The organism is Azotobacter armeniacus (assembly GCF_054779355.1).
The window spans coordinates 65,496-82,722 of record NZ_BAAGYK010000013.1 but is presented as its reverse complement, the minus strand read 5'-3'; the positions used below and the strand labels follow the sequence as shown (position 1 = coordinate 82,722).

Annotated in this window: 15 protein-coding genes and 3 pseudogenes; 8 read left to right on the top strand and 10 right to left on the bottom strand. The window is 62.0% G+C overall.

The features are described from left to right. Positions 1-245 precede the first annotated feature (245 nt). Together ACYVD0_RS03385 and ACYVD0_RS03380 are read left to right on the top strand one after the other, a co-directional pair. Positions 246-1,196 carry an IS481 family transposase gene (locus ACYVD0_RS03385; RefSeq protein ID WP_460425480.1) on the top strand — a complete coding sequence of 317 codons (951 nt, stop codon included), beginning with the start codon at positions 246-248 and terminating at the stop codon, positions 1,194-1,196. 149 nt (positions 1,197-1,345) lie between these two features. Then, positions 1,346-1,555, top strand: a pseudogene (locus ACYVD0_RS03380) (IS30 family transposase); the annotation flags it as partial. A 102-nt stretch (positions 1,556-1,657) separates the two neighbouring features. Here the strand turns inward: ACYVD0_RS03380 and ACYVD0_RS03375 are convergent. Next, a pseudogene (locus tag ACYVD0_RS03375) lies at positions 1,658-1,834 on the bottom strand (IS110 family transposase); the annotation flags it as partial. Between the two features lie 326 nt (positions 1,835-2,160). On the opposite strand from ACYVD0_RS03375, the gene ACYVD0_RS03370 reads away from it, so the two are divergent. Then, positions 2,161-2,736 (top strand): GNAT family N-acetyltransferase, encoded by a 576-nt coding sequence (locus ACYVD0_RS03370; RefSeq protein WP_460425479.1) that lies wholly within the window; start codon positions 2,161-2,163, stop codon positions 2,734-2,736. 11 nt (positions 2,737-2,747) lie between these two features. Here the strand turns inward: ACYVD0_RS03370 and ACYVD0_RS03365 are convergent. Continuing rightward, positions 2,748-3,551 (bottom strand): annotated as a pseudogene (locus ACYVD0_RS03365) (IS30 family transposase). A gap of 483 nt (positions 3,552-4,034) precedes the next feature. On the opposite strand from ACYVD0_RS03365, the gene moeB reads away from it, so the two are divergent. From moeB to ACYVD0_RS03345, 4 genes are all read left to right on the top strand, one after another. Then, a complete protein-coding gene (gene moeB, locus ACYVD0_RS03360) occupies positions 4,035-5,168 on the top strand; it encodes a molybdopterin-synthase adenylyltransferase MoeB (protein WP_460425478.1) in 1,134 nt (377 codons plus the stop codon). A gap of 89 nt (positions 5,169-5,257) precedes the next feature. Then, complete coding sequence (locus tag ACYVD0_RS03355; RefSeq protein ID WP_460425477.1) at positions 5,258-6,022, top strand: HesA/MoeB/ThiF family protein; 765 nt, start codon at positions 5,258-5,260, stop codon at positions 6,020-6,022. A gap of 15 nt (positions 6,023-6,037) precedes the next feature. Continuing rightward, on the top strand, positions 6,038-6,310 hold the full coding sequence (locus tag ACYVD0_RS03350) for a ubiquitin family protein (protein WP_460425476.1): 273 nt from the start codon (positions 6,038-6,040) through the stop codon (positions 6,308-6,310). A 311-nt stretch (positions 6,311-6,621) separates the two neighbouring features. Then, positions 6,622-7,116 (top strand): aspartate carbamoyltransferase, encoded by a 495-nt coding sequence (locus ACYVD0_RS03345; protein ID WP_460425475.1) that lies wholly within the window; start codon positions 6,622-6,624, stop codon positions 7,114-7,116. A 194-nt stretch (positions 7,117-7,310) separates the two neighbouring features. On the opposite strand, the gene ACYVD0_RS03340 is transcribed toward ACYVD0_RS03345, so the two are convergent. The 8 genes from ACYVD0_RS03340 to rpoZ all read right to left on the bottom strand — a co-directional run bounded on the left by ACYVD0_RS03340 (position 7,311) and on the right by rpoZ (position 15,993). Further along, on the bottom strand, positions 7,311-7,865 hold the full coding sequence (locus ACYVD0_RS03340) for a NifB/NifX family molybdenum-iron cluster-binding protein (protein WP_460425474.1): 555 nt from the start codon (positions 7,863-7,865) through the stop codon (positions 7,311-7,313). After that, complete coding sequence (gene nifN, locus ACYVD0_RS03335; RefSeq protein WP_460425473.1) at positions 7,862-9,244, bottom strand: nitrogenase component 1 family protein; 1,383 nt, start codon at positions 9,242-9,244, stop codon at positions 7,862-7,864. Before nifN ends, ACYVD0_RS03340 begins: the two co-directional genes overlap by 4 nt. Before the next feature lies 1 nt (position 9,245). Continuing rightward, positions 9,246-10,655: a nitrogenase iron-molybdenum cofactor biosynthesis protein NifE gene (nifE, locus tag ACYVD0_RS03330; protein ID WP_460425472.1), complete on the bottom strand. Its 1,410-nt coding sequence runs from the start codon at positions 10,653-10,655 to the stop codon at positions 9,246-9,248. A gap of 242 nt (positions 10,656-10,897) precedes the next feature. Further along, positions 10,898-12,460, bottom strand: a complete 1,563-nt coding sequence (locus ACYVD0_RS03325) for a sigma-54 interaction domain-containing protein (protein WP_460425471.1) — start codon at positions 12,458-12,460, stop codon at positions 10,898-10,900. Positions 12,461-12,509: 49 nt separating this feature from the next. Further along, the gene (locus ACYVD0_RS03320) at positions 12,510-12,806 is read right to left on the bottom strand and encodes a NifU family protein (RefSeq protein WP_460425470.1); all 297 of its coding nucleotides are present in this window, start codon (positions 12,804-12,806) and stop codon (positions 12,510-12,512) included. 324 nt (positions 12,807-13,130) lie between these two features. Further along, positions 13,131-13,514, bottom strand: coding sequence for a RidA family protein (locus ACYVD0_RS03315; protein ID WP_460425469.1), 384 nt, complete (start codon positions 13,512-13,514; stop codon positions 13,131-13,133). A gap of 46 nt (positions 13,515-13,560) precedes the next feature. Beyond that, positions 13,561-15,669, bottom strand: a complete 2,109-nt coding sequence (gene spoT / locus ACYVD0_RS03310) for a RelA/SpoT family protein (RefSeq protein ID WP_460425468.1) — start codon at positions 15,667-15,669, stop codon at positions 13,561-13,563. Positions 15,670-15,729: 60 nt separating this feature from the next. Continuing rightward, positions 15,730-15,993 carry a DNA-directed RNA polymerase subunit omega gene (gene rpoZ, locus ACYVD0_RS03305; RefSeq protein ID WP_460425467.1) on the bottom strand — a complete coding sequence of 88 codons (264 nt, stop codon included), beginning with the start codon at positions 15,991-15,993 and terminating at the stop codon, positions 15,730-15,732. A 395-nt stretch (positions 15,994-16,388) separates the two neighbouring features. Between rpoZ and ACYVD0_RS03300 the strand changes: the two genes are divergently transcribed. Next, a complete protein-coding gene (locus ACYVD0_RS03300; RefSeq protein ID WP_460425466.1) occupies positions 16,389-17,192 on the top strand; it encodes a sulfite exporter TauE/SafE family protein in 804 nt (267 codons plus the stop codon). The last annotated feature ends 35 nt before the right edge of the window (positions 17,193-17,227 follow it).

Here is a 17,227-nt window from a genome sequence, read left to right as displayed (position 1 = left end):
CAGGGTTGTCTCGATCGATGCAGTTGTCATCCGGTCTCTCCCAGGCAAGGGAATACATCAAGCAAGGCAGATGAAGGCTAAATATGCAACTGTAGTGCTAGGGCGATTATCGGCTTGTTCTGCCGCTTGGGGCAGTCGTAGCATTGGGGCCCGCTTTGCAATCCCCCAACAACAACGAACAAGAGTGAGTATTTGGTCCCGAAAAGTAATGGTTTATGGTACGAACCTCTTTCGGAGGAAGAGCCATGGCTCAAGTTCTTCACCAACGCGCCACGACCACGCACGCCATCCGAGCTGAACTACAGCGATCACAGGATTCGATCGCGACGCTGAGCAAGCGCTACAACCTCAACCCCAAGACGGTGCGCAAGTGGCGCAACCGTGACACGGTCGAGGACGCGCCCATGGGACCGAGCGCTCCTCGCTCCACTTCCCTGACGCCGCTACAGGAAGCCGCAGTCCTGGCGTTCCGGCAAAAGACGCTGCTGCCTCTGGACGATTGCCTGCATGCGCTGCAACGGGCCATCCCCATGCTGACCCGCTCGAGCCTGCACCGACTCCTCAAGCGCCATGGCGTAAGCCAGCTGCCTCGCTCGACCGAGCCTTCCCGCGGGAAGAAGCCCTTCAAGCGCTATCCGCTGGGCTATCTGCACATCGACATCACCGAGACACGAACAGCCGAAGGTAAGGCCTATCTCTTCATCGCCATCGACCGGACCTCGAAATTCATCCATGCCCAGCTGTACGAGCAGATGATGCGAAAGACTGCTGTCGACTTCCTGCAAGCCACCCTGAAAGCCTTGCCTTATCGAATCCACAGCCTACTGACCGATAACGGCATCCCGTTCGCCAAAAAAGCCGGGACCGAGGCCTACAGGGCACATCCCTTCGATGCGCTCTGTCACCGGCACGGCATCGAGCATCGCCTGACCCAGTCCTTCCATCCCTGGACCAGCGGCCAGGTCGAGTGCATGAACCGGATGATCAAGGAGGCCACGACCCAGGCGTTTCACTACACCTCGCTCGAGCAGCTGCAAGCCCATCTAAAGGACTACCTATGGGCGTACAACAGCGCTTGTCCTTTGAGGGCCCTGAAGGGACATACACCGGTTGGATTTATCCTGGAGCAGTGGCATAGAGATCCGTATCCCTTCAAAAGCGATCCGAACCATTACTTCCCGGGAGCAAACACCTAGTGGCCTGTTTGGTTGATTCGATGAGTCAATTTCGGTGCCCGGGGCTCCGATACTGCGCTCCACTCCTCGCTATAGCCCAGCCATGACTCGTCGCGGCGCCTTGTCTCGAAACCCCGGTCATCCGAACTTGAGTTAACCAATCAACCGCACAGGCCACTGGCAACGAGAACATCAATGGCCTGATTCGCCAGTACCCGCCCACGGGCACGGACCTGCCGGTCCACACCCCGGAACAGTTGGATGCTATTGCCTACCGGCTGAACATCCGGCCGCGCAAACGCTCCAACTTCAAGTGTCCGATCGAAGTGATGACGGAAGTCATGGCGATGCAGCATGAAGCGCCCGCTTCCACCCAGTAACCGTGTTGCACTCAGCTTCTGCAGCGGCCCAATGCCCGTATCTTGCGATATGGGCATTGTCCTCATCCGCTCGGCGGACTGCCAGGTTTTCACGCAGTCTGAATAGTGCGCCGTGCCACAGGCCTCCATCAGCCACTCGACCTGCTTAGCCTGCTCCTGTATATGTCGACGAAATGCCTCACGCTTCAGCCGCCTGCGCTGACTCACCTGACCGGCAAGGACGCTCTCGGCAACCTGGTAAACGGACTTGGCCAGATCCACCGCAATCTGCTTGTGCATCGCTGAAACTCTCCGAACGCCACTCACGGCACCGCTGGCGCTGGTAAGTGTGGTGCAGGGAAGAGCCCATTACAGCCTTCCAGCGGACCGTCAAAAGCTGCGCTTTTGCCGACCGCTGAGCTCAAATGTTGGGCGTCGTCACGGAAGGTTGCATCTCGCTATCCGCACATCAGTGCCTGGCTAGGCCGAGTGCAAGCCATTCCTGGGTGGGCTGACCCGTATGACGTCCTGCCCGGTGAACGCATAGCACCAAAGTGGTAACGCGAAGGTGAGGCCCAACCCTTCCATCGAGCAGGCACGCTCTGGTCTGCGGCCTCTGCCTCTGCATGCCGCTCATGTCAAATGTTATGCAGAAGGAGGCGGTGGTGTTCATTAGCGAAACAGAAAGGATGCTGATTAGGCCGTTGTCATTGGACGATGTACCCTCGCTGGCAGAGATCCTTAGCGATCCAGAAGTCATGAAGCACTCGGTTCGCGGTGTTTGTGATGAGGCCGCGACTCGTAGGTTTATCGAGTGGTGCTTGGCTTGTTACGAGTCGCACGGGGTTGGCCCATGGGCTCTTGTCGAAAAGGAGTCGCGGGCTCTTATCGGATTCTGTGGGGTAGGTCCCGAATTCGTTGGCGACGTAGAAGAAATCAACCTTGGATATCGTTTGGCCCAACGGTATTGGGGGGCTGGCTTCGCCACCGAGGCAGCGTGCGCTGCATTGGCTTTTGCGTTCAGTGAGAAAGCGTTCCGGTCGGTAGTCGTAATAGTTGAGCCTGAGCACGGGGCATCCATGCGAGTCGTAGAGAAGGCCGGATTTTGTAGCTTCCAGAATGTTCAGTTTTACGGGCGCGAAGTGCGGTTGTACCGAATGACTCGTGACGAATGGAGTGCATTGGGCGGTTGCAGGAGCTGAGTACAGCATGGTTACTGGATTGAAGCGGGCGCATCATGCTGCATCGCCATGACTTCCGTCATCACTTCGGACACTTGAACTTGAAGCGTTTGCGCGGCCGGATGTTCAGCCGGTAGGCAATCGCATCCAACTGTTCCGGGGTGTGGACCGTCAGGTCCTGGCGGATCAGCCCGTTGATGTTCTCGTTGCTGCAGCGCTGCCAGGGGCTGTGCGGATCGCAGAAGTAGATCGCTACCCCGGTCTTCTGCATGATCTCGGCATACCGGGGCATCTCCCGCTGCAGGTCATAGGTCAAACATTTGCGCACCGCCAGCGGCATGCGGTTCAGCGCGGTGCTGAAGCCTTCCATCGCCGAGGTCGCCGCTGGTGCGCTCGACCAGGGTGCCCACCGCCGAGGCGTTGCCCTTGATCAGATCGCCCTCCCAGTGGTCGGGCATCAGGTGGTCCTTCATCTCCGGCGGGCATAGGTGGATGTTGACCCCTTTCAGGAGTCTGTCCCGCGGCGATCCACGCCGCCGGAACGCGGCCTGCGGGTGCTCTTGCCCTGGTGCAGGCAGATGGACCATCAAATCGAACCGCTCGTTGCCGGGCTCGAGCTTTCTGTGCGGATGGCAGGCCTGACGGCGAGCGCGCATGAAGTGCTGGGCTTCATGGGTGACGTACCGACCCTGTGCACTGCGGTTGCGCCGGATCTCGCGGCTGATGGTGGGTGGGCTGCGGTCCAGCAGCCGGGCAATCCTGCGCTGGCTCATGCTGTTCAGCAGGCCGATCTGGATCGTGGTGTGTTCTGTAACGCTGAGTTCGTGGTAGGACATGGCAACACCTTACCAAAGCGGTCAGGTGTTTCACTCGGTTTTTGCGGCCGCCCGACAATAAAGATTTTTTCAAGATTTGTGATGGCGAGCACATTTCAAGGCTGGCGATGTTGGCTGATCCCGAACTCCAATCCAATTGTCGTAAATTTGACCCGTATCACTTTATTGGGGGAATTGCACTCCGTAGTTTACCGGGGCCTGCATGATTTACGTCTTTTGGCGCATGTGCTGCTTTAGGAAAGAGCTGGCATCGTGGCGGGACATAACTAATCATTAGACTTTCAGCAAGAACTGATCCAGCTTTTGTATAGAGAAAAGCATATAGCGACTTGGCTGTGCCGCCATTGTGCAGAAGGAAAATTCTTCAAAGGGCATTGCTTTGTCTTAAATAATTTGGTTAAGTTTATTACAAGAAAAAGCTTTACAAGGAAAAGAAGTAGTCTGGTCGATATTTCTGCTTGATAATTTGCAAGGGTATGCTTGATGAAGCTCTCGAATCAGGAAGTCAACAGGTATAGCCGGCATTTGCTATTGCCGGAAGTGGGTTGGGAGGGGCAGTTAAAGCTAAAGAAATCAAAAGTCCTGTGCGTTGGCACAGGGGGCTTGGGTTCTCCGCTGGCATTGTATCTGGCCGCGGCAGGTGTCGGGCGCCTGGGGCTCGTTGACAATGATGTCGTCGACTATAGCAACCTGCAGCGTCAAGTCATTCACTACACTTCCAGTGTCGGTAGGCCGAAAGTCAGTTCGGCTGCCGAAAAACTTCGAGATCTTAATCCGGAAATCGAAATCATAGAACATGAAGCCATGCTCACGTCGGAGAATGCATTCGATATATGTTCTCAGTACGATGTGATTGCGGATGGCACCGATAATTTTTCCACTCGTTATTTGACCAATGATGTGTGCGTGCTTTTAGGAAAGCCTAATGTCCATGCCAGTATTTTCAGATTCGAGGGACAGGCATCGGTTTTCTACGCAAAAGAGGGGCCTTGTTATCGATGTCTATATCCAGAGCCTCCTCCTCCTGGAGAAATGCCGAGCTGTGCCGAGGGCGGGGTATTGGGCGTTCTGCCGGGCCTGCTTGGCGTCATTCAGGCGACAGAAGTGATCAAGCAGATTTTGGGTATCGGTGATCCACTCATCGGACGATTGCTGATGTTCGATGCTTTAAGTATGCGGGCCAATGAGCTGCAGATTCAAAAGGACCCCAGCTGTCCCATATGCGGTACTTCGCCAAGTATCACTGCTCTTCAGGATTATCAGGCTTTCTGCGGTTCGGCCGCTCCGAGTGGTGAGTCTCGCAGGGAGATTGCCGCCAATGACGCGGCCATCAAGGCCAGGCATGGCGAAGATGTAATCCTTCTGGATGTACGGGAATCGCATGAGTGGGGAATCTGCAGGATTGAAGGTGCAGTACATGTGCCTTTGGGTGAGCTGCCTGTTCGCTATAAAGAGTTGAACCCTACAAAAGAAATTATTGTTTACTGCCTGATGGGGGAGCGTAGCCGGAAGGCCCTGGAAATTCTTGAAAGGCACGGCTTTCATAAGGCTTATAGCCTACGGGGTGGGTTGCGGGCCTGGGCGGCGGAAGTCGATAAAGAGATGTCTCTTTATTGATGCGCCATATCTTGAGCCTCCAGTATATTGACGGTATCTATGGGGGCGGAGTATTAACAATTGGGTTTGTGATGGAGTGAAGGAATCTCATGCAAACTAAGCTGCTCAGTGAGTTCGAGAGGGAGCGTTATTCCAGGCAGTTGCGGATTGAGGGCTTCGGCGAGGAAGGACAGTTACGCCTCAAAGGTTCTACCGTTCTTGTTTCCCGAGTAGGCGGCGTAGGTGGCACCGCGGCAATGAATTTGGCGCGTGCTGGTGTAGGTCGTTTGATATTGGCGCACGGTGGTAAGGTGGTTCCGGAATACCTTAACAGATGGCAGCTGGTGACGCCTGCCGATCTGGGCAGGCCTTGCGCGGATGTATGGGCGGAAAAGCTCAGGGAAATTAATCCGGAAATTGAAATAACAGCGATAAACGATTACGTCACCAAAGAAAATATCTCAGGTCTTGTTTCGGAAGCCGATTTGATCGTGGATGGTGCTCCCTTGTTTGAAGAGCGCTACCTGATGAATGATGAGGCCATGAGACAGGGAAAGCCTGTTTGCATGGGGGCCATGTTCAGCATGGAGGGTTATGCAAGCACCTTCATTCCCGGTGAGACAGGGTGCCTGAGATGCATATTTCCGGAAAAGCCCGAGTTCTGGACGGATATAAAGATTTTCCCAGCAATTGGTCCTGGCCCTGTGATCGTTGGGACGACTATTGCCATGGAAGCAATCAAGGTGCTGACGGGCTTCGGGCAGCCACTCAAGAATATCCTTTGGTTTTTCGACCTCGAGTCGAATACGACAAGATACCTTCAGGTCGAGCGTACAAAGGATTGTCCAGCATGTGGGGCAGACACGTGCCATTGACCTCAGGATAAAAGAATGCCTACTCTCTTCGTTCCCGCGCCTTTCAGAAAGTTTGTCAAGGATTTGCCTAAGTTAGAGGTTGGAGCAAGATCCATTAGTGCGCTTTTTGAAGAAGTCGATATGCAATACCCAGGGTTCAGTTCTCAACTCCATGGCCAGGATGGCAGTATGAAGAAGTACATCAAGATTTTTGTCAATGGAAAGGATATTAAAGCGCTTGATGGACTGGAAACCGTCCTCGGTACTCATGATGAGGTTTTCATCGTATCGGCAATGGCTGGCGGCTAGTGGCCTGCCTGCCTGCCTGCCTGCCTGCTTGGTTGATTCGATGAGTCAATTTCGGCGCCCGGGGCTCCGATACGGCGTTGCCGCTCCTCGCCATAGCCCTGCTATGATTCGTCGCGGCGCCTTGTCTCGAAACCCTGGTCATCCGAACTCGAGTTAACCAATCAACCGCACAGGTGACTAGTGCCTGCTCGATTGGTTTTATTAGTCGATTTCGGAACTTGTCGATAGTGATAAGGTCATTAGGTGGTAGTTGAAGATTTAAATATGCACTTATTGTGCGGGAGACTATTTTGAATTCTATGGAAAGATCGTTGAAGCTCTTGTCGGTATTTGGCATCGCGATATGTTTTTCGAGCGCGGTGCTTGCATCGGAAGCCTCGCCTGAGCGCCAGGCGGATGTCGCCCGGCGCGGTGCGGAAGTGATGCCCTTTGCTTTAAGTCAAACTACTCATATTTTTGAAAGAACCGAATACGGTGGCGTTCAGAAAGTCGTCGTAAAGACGGGGGCGGAACCCGATCAGGTAATGCTGATCCGCAACCATTTGAAGGACATAAGCAATCAGTTTTCGAGTGGGGATTTTTCCGGTCCGGTAGCTATTCATGGTGTTGATATGCCAGGCCTTGAGGCGCTCAGGAATGCCAAGCCAGGCGAAATTTCCGTGAAGTACGAAGACATCCAGGATGGTGCACAGCTCCAGTTCATTACCAGTAAAACCGAGTTGATACATTCAATTCATACCTGGATAGGGGCCCAACTAAGCGATCATGGAAACGATGCCGTGGAGGGTCATTCCGGGCATCATTGATCCATTAATTGCTAAACCGCTGTCTGGACGTGACCGGAGGCTGGAAAAGGCCGAAACGGGGGGCGAGCGCGACGGCGCACGCGCCCCCACGTCGATAGGGGAAAATGGCGAGACTCACCCGCTCGCCGTTTTGGTCTGCCTCCAGTCCCCAGCAGAGGGAGTGCTCCGGCGCGGAGGTGGGCAGGACGCTACGGCTATTCGAGTTCGTCGATGGAGGTGATCAGGCGCAGGCCGCCGGCGGACTCGCTGGGTGCGGCAGGGGCCTGGGCGGCGCGTTCGGCCTTGGCCTTGGCCTTGGCTCGTTCGACCCAGCTCAGGCCGCCGCAGTGCAGGGCGAGGCTGACCTCGTTGAGCAGGTCCTCGATGGTCTGGCCGGTGCCGACGATGATCGGCTGGATGCCGGCGGCGATCAGCCGCTTGATCGACGAGGTGCCGATCGAGGCGGCGTAGATCGCCGAGCAGCCGTCGAGGAAGACCAGCTTGGCGATCACCTTGTCCTCCGGCGGCTTGGCGGCGAGGCGTTCCAGCTCCTCGGCGCTGAGCTGCATGTCGACGATGTTGGCGGCTTCCTCGTCGGTCGACAGCGCCTTGAAGCGGTTCTCGCCCTTCATGTCGACCTTGACGAACTCGCCGACGCCGAGCAATTCGGCATAGCCTGGCGAGACGTCGTAGACGACCAGGGTGTCGGCGGCGCCGAAGTGCAGGTTGACGTTGAGGCGGTCGTTGGAGGCGAAAGCGACTTTGATCATGCAGGGATGCTCCTCGCGGAAGGTTCGGCGGCGCCGGCGAAGTCCTGGCGCAACGGCGAGTGGTAGGGGGCGATGCCGGCGCGCTGCCCGGTGAACAGGTTGGCCAGCTCGAAGAGCAGCTGGCGCGCACCGCGGTAGCCGACCCACAGGCGCGCCGCCGCGCCATAGTGGTCGTACTGCGGAAAGCCCGCGCGCAGCAGCGGGATGCCCAGCCGCTCGGCGCTCTGCAGGGCGTGGGAGTTGCCGATCAGCAGCTGCGCGGCGGCTTCCAGGGCGCGTTCCTCCAGGTCCTCGAAGTCGCCGACCACCGCTTCCTCGACGTTCAGCGCCTGCAACGCCGTACTGCGGCAGGGGCTGACTGCGGCGACCAGGCGGGCGCCGATGTCGTCGAGGAAGCGCCCGAGGGCGATCAGCTGGTCGGCATCGGCGCCGATGGCGATGCGCGCGTCGCCGACCGGGACGTAGCTGTCGACCAGGGCGTCGAGCAGCTGCTCGCGCTGACGCAGGATGCGCGCCGGCACCGGGCGGCCGGAGACGTCGGCGAGCGCCTGGATGAAGGCGTCGCAGTCGGCCAGCGCGGTCAGCCCGGGCAGGCGCAGGTCCGGTACTCCGGTGCGCGCCTGCAGCAGGTCGGCGGCTGGGCCGAGGGAGTCGCCGACGACCAGGGTCAGCGCCGAGTGGCCCATGGCGGCGATCGCCTGGCGGCTGGTGCCGCCGCTGGTCAGGGTGGTGTAGCCCTGGGGCGTCAGGTGGCCGTCGAGAGAGTCGGCGAGGTCGGGTAGGATCACCGCCTGCAGGCCAAAGCTCTCGATCCATTCGCGGATCGCCTCGATGTCGGCCGGGGTCAGCATCGACGAGGCCAGCAGGTTGACCTGGCGGGCGCGCTGCGCCACCGGCACCACGGCGTCCGGCACCAGGGCGTCGATGATCGCCTCCACTGCCAGGGCGTAGCCGCTCTCCAGCCCGCCGAGGGTGTCCGGGGTGTTCACCGCGACGATGCTCGCGCTCTCGCAGCGCGATGCCTGGAAACTGCGCAGCACGCGGCGGATGTCGGCGCCCTGCATTTCCACCAGGCCGGTGGTGACCAGGCCGACCACCTCTGGGCGGTGCTCGTCGATAACCGTCGCCAGGCCTTCCTGCAGCCGCTCGTCGCCGCCGAGCACGGTGCTGACCATGTCCAGTGCGGTGGTCTGCAGTGGGATGGGCTCGCGGAAGTGGCGGCTGAAGAACACCTTGCTGAACGCCGTGCAGCCCTGGGCGCCGTGCTCCAGCGGCAGGCTGCGGGCCAGGCCGAGGAAGGCCAGCGCCGCGCCCATCGGTTGGCTGACGCGCAGCGGGTTGACGCTCAAGGGCTTGTTGGTCTGGACGATCCTGGCCATGTCACGCCTCCTCCAGCAGGGCTGTAGGGATGCTCGCGCGTACCCAGCGCGGCTCTTGGCGCACGCGCTGCCACACCGGGCTATGCATGGCCAGCGCCAGCTGGCGGGCCAGCTCGGCGAAGCCGTCGTAGCCGGCATAGCCGAAGTCGCGTTCATGGTTGATGTCGAGGAACGCCAGGCGCGCCTTGAGCGCGGCGTACAGGTAGCGGCCGCCGGCGATGAGGATGTCGGCGCCGCTCTCGATGCAGGTGGCGATCAGCGCGCTCTGATCGTTGTCGTCGATCATCCGGGCGTTCGGCCCCATCAGTTCGCGGATGCGCGCGCGGTCCTCCTCGGTGGATTTCTCGGTGCCGGTGGCAATCACCTCGACGCCGAGGTCCTGCAGCGCCGAGACCACCGACCAGGATTTCACCCCGCCGGAGAAGATCAGCGCGCGCTTGCCGGCCAGGCGCTCGCGCCAGGGTTTGAGCGCCGCCCTGGCCCTGTTCTCCTCGCGCAGGATCAACAGTTCGGTGCGCACCGACAGCGACGGGTCGTCGATCGCCCTGGCGAAGTCGCGCAGCGCCTGGGAGGTGTCGGCGATGCCGTAGAAGCTGCCCTCGAAGAACGGCGTGCCGTGGTCCTCGCGCAGGTGGCGGGCGACGTTGAGCATGGCCTTGGAGCAGACCACCATGTTGGCCTTGGCGCGGTGCATGGTCTGGACCTCGCGAAAGCGCGCGTCGCCCGAGAGGGTGCAGAGGATGCGCAGGCCGAGCTCGTCGAACAGCGGCGCGACGCGCCAGAACTCGCCGGCGATGTTGTATTCGCCGATCAGGTTGACGTCGTGCACCCTGATGCCGGGGGCGACGGAGCCTTCCGGCAGCGGCGCCGGCTCGCGGGTGCCGATGACGTGGCGGTAGAGGGTCTCGCCGGCGATGCGGTTGCCCAGGCTCTTGGTGCCGTAGAAGCCGGCGCCGTCCACCGGGATCACCGGCACGCCCCAGCGCTGGCTGGCGTCGCGCGCCACCGCCTCGATGTCGTCGCCCTGCATCGCCGGCACGCAGGTGCCGTAGACGAACACCGCCTGCGGGCTGTAGCGCTCGACTGCGCGGCGGATGGCGTGGAACAGCTTCTTCTCGCCGCGGCCCATGATCACGTCGACGTCGGATAGTTCGGTGGTCATGCCCAGGCGGTACAGCTGCGGGCCGGAGGAGCTGCTGCCGCGCAGGTCCCAGGAGCTGCCGGCGCAGCCGATCGGGCCGTGGACGATGTGCGCGGCGTCGGCGATCGGCAGGAGCGCAATCTGCGCGCCGTCGAAGGCGCAGCCGCCCTGGGTGGCTCCGGGGCGCGAGCGCGAACAACCGGTCTTGCCCGCCGTGTTGTGGGTGCAGGCCGGCTCGTCGAGCAGTTTCTGGATTTCGGTCTGGTTCATCATACCCCTCCGGACGGGCAGTAGCCGTCGCGTGCGGTGGATGGAAAAGTGCCGTTCGGCGGGCGGAGCGCGTTTGGCGGAGAGCGCTCCGCCGCGAACCCCTGCAGGAGGGTGGAGCAAACAGCGCGCCAACCGCGCAAAGCCGCGCCATTGACGGGTTTCACCGCAATTTGCCGGGCTTTGGCGTACCGCGGCGAACGATCCTTGTACGCAGCAGTACCTTCGCGTACGGCGCCCAGGACTCAGCGGTAGTCCTTGTAGTTGAGGTGGTACTTGGCCATGCGCAGGCCGAGCACGCGGCGGGTCAGGCCGAGATGGGCCGCCGCCTCGGTCATGTTGCCGTGGTGCAGCTTGAGGGCCTCGACGATGAGTTCATACTCGATGGCGCCGAGGCGCGCCTCGAGGCTGTCCGGCGGGGCCTCGCTGTCGCCGACCACCGGCGCCTGCAGCGACGGCGGCAGGTGGTAGCCGTGGATCACCCCGTCCTCGCTGAGCAGCATGGCCCGCTCGATGATGTTCTCCAGTTCGCGCACGTTGCCCGGCCAGGGGTAGCTCTGCAGCATGTTCAGCGCCGGGGTGGAGATGCGCTTGACCTCGATGCCCATCTCCTTCGAGAAGCGCGAGACGAAGTGGTCGGCCAGGGTGATGATGTCGCTGCCGCGCTCGCGCAGCGGCGGGATGGTGATGGGGAAGACGTTGAGGCGGTAGTAGAGGTCCTCGCGGAAGCTGCCGTCGGCGACCATCTCGGCGAGGTTGCGGTTGGTCGCGGCGATCACCCGCAGGTCGACGTGGATAGTGGTGTTGCCGCCGACCCGCTCGAAGCTGCGCTCCTGCAGCACGCGCAGCAGCTTGGCCTGGGTGGTCAGCGACATCTCGCCGACCTCGTCGAGGAAGATGGTGCCGCCGGCGGCTTCCTCGAAGCGGCCCTTGCGCAGGCCGATGGCGCCGGTGAAGGAGCCCTTCTCGTGGCCGAACAGCTCGCTCTCGATGACCGATTCGGGCAGCGAGGCGCAGTTGAACTTGACGAACGGGCCCTTCGCCGCCGGGCTGCTGTAGTGGATGGCGCCGGCCACCAGCTCCTTGCCGACGCCGCTCTCGCCGAGGATCAGCACCGTGGTCCTGGTGCGTACCACGCGCTCGATCAGCTGGTAGACCTCGAACATCGGCTTGGAATTGCCGATGATATTGGCGGGCTTGAAGCGTTCCCCCAGCGCGCTGCGCAGGCGGCGGTTCTCTGCCTCCAGGGCGACGTTCTCGACGTTCTCGACCAGGTACAATTCGACCGCCTGGGCGGTGGTGGTGGCGAGGATCGACAGCACCTCGACGTCCAGCTTGAGCAGCTCGGCGTTGTCGTAGAGGCGCTCGGCGCTGATCGTGCCCATCACCTGGCGGCCGCGCATGATCGGCACGCAGATGAACGACAGGTTGGCGTCGTCGCTGTCGCGGCTGCCGGTGCGGTTGAGGAACGCCGGCTCGTCGCGGATGCACGGCACGACGATGTTCTGGCCGGTTTCCACCACCTTGCCGGTGATGCCTTCGCCGAGCAGGTAGATGCCCTTGCCGGCCTCCTCGGGGCTGAGGCCGAAGCTCTCGTGCAGGACGATGCTGCCGGAGTCCCGGTCGTAGAGGCTGACCATGCCGCGCACCACCTTCATGTGGCACTGCATCAGGCGCAGCAGGATGTTGATGATGCTGGACAGATCGCCGCTCTCCGTGGCGATCTGGCTCATTTCGTAGAGCAGCGGCAGCAGGTCCGTGCGGCACTCGCCGAAGCTGCATCCGTAGTACTGGGGAAGAGTAGGCATGGGGACGGCCGCTCCTGTCTGGCGTTTTGGCTGGTGCATGGGTCGCTGTTCAGGGGGCCGGCAGCACGCGTACCGAGGGATTGCCGAGTACCTTGACCAGCTCGCGGCGTACGCCGCCGAGGGTCTGCCCGGCCAGGGCGCAGCCGACGCAGGCGCCGCTGAGACGGACGCGGACCAGGTTGTTCTGCACGGCGACCAGCTCCAGGTCGCCGCCGTCGCGCTGCACGCCCGGGCGCAGGCGCTCGATGGTGTCGCGCACGAGCGGCAGGGACTCGGCGGGAATGGGCTCGATCCGGGCGAGTTCGGCGCTTTCGCCGGCCTCGGCATCCAGGGGCGGGTTGGACATGGCGTGCCTCCTCAGGCTGTGCCCGCCACGGCTGCCGGACGGCCGCGAAAGGGGCGGCACTGGCGTGCGATGCGGCGCAGATGGCGGGCGGATTGTCGAGTGCGCGGCCATTCGTCGGGATGGCCGGCGCTGGTCATTCGGGCGAATGCGTGACTTGTCCGGACAGGGGCGAACAGATCCTTCTCCCGCCAAAGGCTCGGGTGCCTGGCTGGCGGGGCCGGGAGGCAGTGTAGGACATGCGTTATATATTCGTAAATATAACGATATGGAGGAAGCTTGTGCCGATGGGGGAGGGCGGAGCGGCGGCTCCGCCCAAGAAGAGCCTCAGCCGAGGACCAGGATGCCGTCCATTTCCACCTGCGCACCGCGCGGCAGGGAGGCGACGCCGATGGCGGCGCGGGCCGGGTAGGGCTGCGCGAAGTAGCGGCCCATGACTTCGTTGACCTTGGCGAAGTGCGCCAGGTCGGTGAGGAAGACGTTCAGCTTGACGATGTCCGCGAACGAGCCGCCGGCCGCCTCGGCGACCGCCTTGAGGTTCTCGAACACCCGCACGGTCTGGGCTTCGAAGTCGCCTTCCACCAGTTCCATGGTCTGCGGATCGAGAGGGATCTGCCCGGACAGGTAGACGGTGTCGCCGGCCTTTATCGCCTGGGAATAGGTGCCGATGGCGGCAGGGGCCTTGTCGGTGTTGATCGCGGTCTTGCTCATGGGGAAGCTCCTTTGGGAAAATGGGCGCGCGAGCTGGCGTCCGCGGTCAGGCGCGCACGCGGGTGATGCGGATGACACCCTTGAGGGCGCGCAGTTTCCTGATCACCCGGGCCAGGTGGATGCGGTCCTTCACGCTGATCACCAGCTGGACGACGCTGGTGCGGTCGTCGCGTTCGTCCATGCCGATCTTCTCGATGTTGCCGTCCGCGGCGTTCACGCTGCCGGCGAGCAGGGCGATCAGGCCGCGCTGGTGTTCCAGTTCGACGCGCAGCTCGACGTTGAATTCGCCGCTGACATCCTTGGACCAGGTCAGCGGAATGCATTTCTCCGGGTTGTGGCGGATTTCGCCGATGTTGCGGCAGTTCTCCAGGTGCACGACCATCCCCTTGCCCGCCGACAGGTGGCCGACGATGAGGTCGCCGGGGATTGGCGAGCAGCAGCGGGCGTAGCTCAGCACCAGGCCTTCGGTGCCGCGGATAGCCAGCGGCCCCTCGGCACTGGGTATCTCCTCGCCTTCGCTGGCCAGCAGGCGGCGAGCCACCACGTAGGCCATGCGGTTGCCGAGGCCGATGTCTTCCAGCAGGTCCTCGAAGACTTCCATCCGGTACTCGTCGAGCACCTGGCGGATGTGTTCGTCTGGGATCTGTTCGCGGCTGGCGTCGAAGCCAGCGAGCACCTTGTTCAGCAGGCGTTCGCCGAGGCTGATGGACTCCGAGCGGCGTTGCTGCTTGAGGGCATGGCGGATGTGGGTGCGCGCCTTGGCGGTGACCACGAAGTTCAGCCAGGCCGGATTCGGCCGGGCGCCGGGGGCGGTGACGATCTCCACCGTGGAGCCGCTTTCCAGCGGCTGGGAGAGCGGCGCCAGGCGCCGGTTGATGCGGCAGGCGATGCAACTGTTGCCGACGTCGGTGTGCACCGCATAGGCGAAGTCGACCGCCGTGGAGCCCTTTTGCAGCTCCATGATGCGGCCCTTGGGCGTGAACACGTAGACCTCGTCGGGGAACAGGTCGATCTTCACGCTCTCGATGAATTCCAGCGAGTTGCCGGCGCTCTGTTGCAGCTCCAGCACGCCCTTGACCCATTGCCGGGCCCGCGCGTGGTTGCCCTTGATCGTGTCCTCGTCGCCGGACTTGTACAGCCAGTGGGCGGCGATGCCGTTGTTGGCCAGCTCCTCCATCTCGCGGGTGCGGATCTGGATCTCGATGGGCACGCCGTGCATGCCGAACAGGGTGGTGTGCAGCGACTGGTAGCCGTTGGCCTTGGGAATCGCGATGTAGTCCTTGAAGCGGCCGGGCAGCGGCTTGTAGAGGTTGTGCACGGCGCCGAGCACGCGATAGCAGGTGTCGACCTTGTCGACCACGATGCGGAAGGCGTAGACGTCCATGATCTCGTTGAACGCCTTGCGCTTGCCGCGCATCTTCTTGTAGATACTGTAGAGGTGCTTCTCGCGGCCCTTGACATCGCCGCCCAGGCCTTCGCGCTCGAGGCAATTGATCAGCGACTGCTCGATCTTGGCGACGATTTCCCTGCGGTTGCCGCGGGCGCGTCGCACCGCCTGGCGGATGCGCGCCGAGCGCATCGGGTGCATGGCCTTGAAGCCGAGATCCTCGAACTCTACGCGCATGCTGTGCATGCCCAGGCGATTGGCGATGGGTGCGTAGATTTCCAGGGTTTCCTTGGCGATGCGCCGGCTCTTCTCGTAGGGCATGGCGTCGAGGGTGCGCATATTGTGCAGGCGGTCGGCCAGCTTGACGAGGATCACGCGGATGTCGCGGGCCATGGCCATGGCCATCTTCTGGAAGTTCTCGGCCTGCGCCTCGGCCTTGTTCTCGAACTTCATCTGGGTCAGCTTGCTGACCCCGTCGACCAGCTCGGCGACGGTTTCGCCGAATTGCTCGACCAGTGCCTCCTTGGGGATGCCGGTGTCCTCGATCACATCGTGGAGCATCGCAGCCATCAGGCTCTGATGGTCCATGTGCATGTCGGCGAGGATGTTGGCGACGGCGAGGGGGTGGGTGACGTAGGGTTCGCCGCTGCGCCGACGCTGGCCGTCATGGGCCTGCTCGGCATAGTAATAGGCCCGGCGGACCAGGTTGACCTGGTCCGGGGCGAGGTAGGTCAGGAGCCGATCGGCAAGGGTTTCTATGCTGGCCAAGGGTGTCCCCCCTGGCGAGCGGACAGTGCTCCCGTGCTGCGACCGCTGTCGGACATCGAGTTACAGGGCCTCGTTGGTATCTTCCTCGAAGGCGGCGAACAGCGGTTCCTCGGCGACGATCTCGTCCTGGGCGATGACGTTATAGTCGACCAGGCCCGCGGCGATCTCGCGCAGGGCGACGACGGTGGGCTTGTCGTTCTCCCAGGGTACCCGCGGCTCCTTGCCGCCGGTGGCCAGTTGGCGCGAGCGCTTGCTGGCGAGCATGACCAGCTCGAAGCGGTTATCGACGTTGTCCAGGCAATCTTCAACGGTAACGCGGGCCATGGTGTTCCTCGTGACGAATGAGAATGGCAGTACCCGAATGGGCAAGCGGACTGAATAGTCTAGGAAAACGCCACTTCGAAGGGAAGGGCCAAATGGCCGCGTGGTCGCGGGCGGTCGGCGCCGGGCTGGTGGTGGCTGTCGGCTTTGTTGCAAAGGCGACAAGGTGTGAGGGGAACACCGTCGCATCGCGACGGATTTCTTGGCTGCTCAAAACTGCGTGATTTCTTCTCTATATAGCGTAATGCGCTGGCTCAAGGGGACTGTGGCCGTTGGCTGGGTGGCTGGAGAAAGCAGGTTTCGGTCTTGCTAGTGCCTGGTGTGCTTCTTGCTGAGGAGGTGTCGTTATCTACCTACATGCATATTGGTGAGTGCACGACATGAAAGCAGTTGAATCCATGCAGACCCCTTTGCGCAGTGCCCAAGGTTTCCTCGCCGGCTCGCTGATCGGCACCCTGGGCGGGCTGATCGGCCTGGGCGGGGCGGAATTCCGCCTGCCGGTGCTGGTCGGGCTGTTCCGTCTGGAAACCCTGGAAGCGCTCATCTTCAACAAGGCGATGAGTCTGGTGGTGGTCGCCGCGGCCCTGCTGTTTCGCAGCGGCGGCATCCCTCTGGAGCAACTGGCGGCTCATCTGGGAATCGCCCTGAACCTGCTGGCTGGCAGTCTGGTTGGCGCCTGGTGGGCGGCTGGGCACGCCCTGCGCCTGTCGCGCCAATGGCTCGACCGCGTCGTCATGGTCATGCTGGTGGGGCTGGCGCTGGTGATGCTGGCGGAGGCCGCCTTCGGTCTGCAGGACGGCGCCGCGCCGCTGTTCGCCTCGGCGGCGGCACAGCTGCTGGCCGGTCTGCTCGCCGGGCTTGGCATCGGTGTGGTGGCGGCGCTGCTGGGCGTGGCCGGCGGCGAACTGCTGATCCCGACTATCGTGCTGCTCTACGGAGTGGACATCAAGCTGGCCGGCAGCCTGTCGCTGATGGTCAGTCTGCCGACCATGATCGTCGGCTTCGCCCGCTACAGCCGCTCCAACGCCTTCGCCATCCTCGGTCGGGAGCGTCCCCTGTTCGGCTGGATGGCGGCAGGCTCAATCCTCGGCGCCGCCCTGGGCGGCCTGCTGCTCGGCCTGGTGCCGACGCGGCTGCTGTTGATCCTGCTCGGGGCGATCCTGCTGGTTTCCGCCCTGAAGACCTTCCTGCATCGGCACTGAGCCGGTCCGCTCCTGTGGCCGCGTGGTGCCGGCGC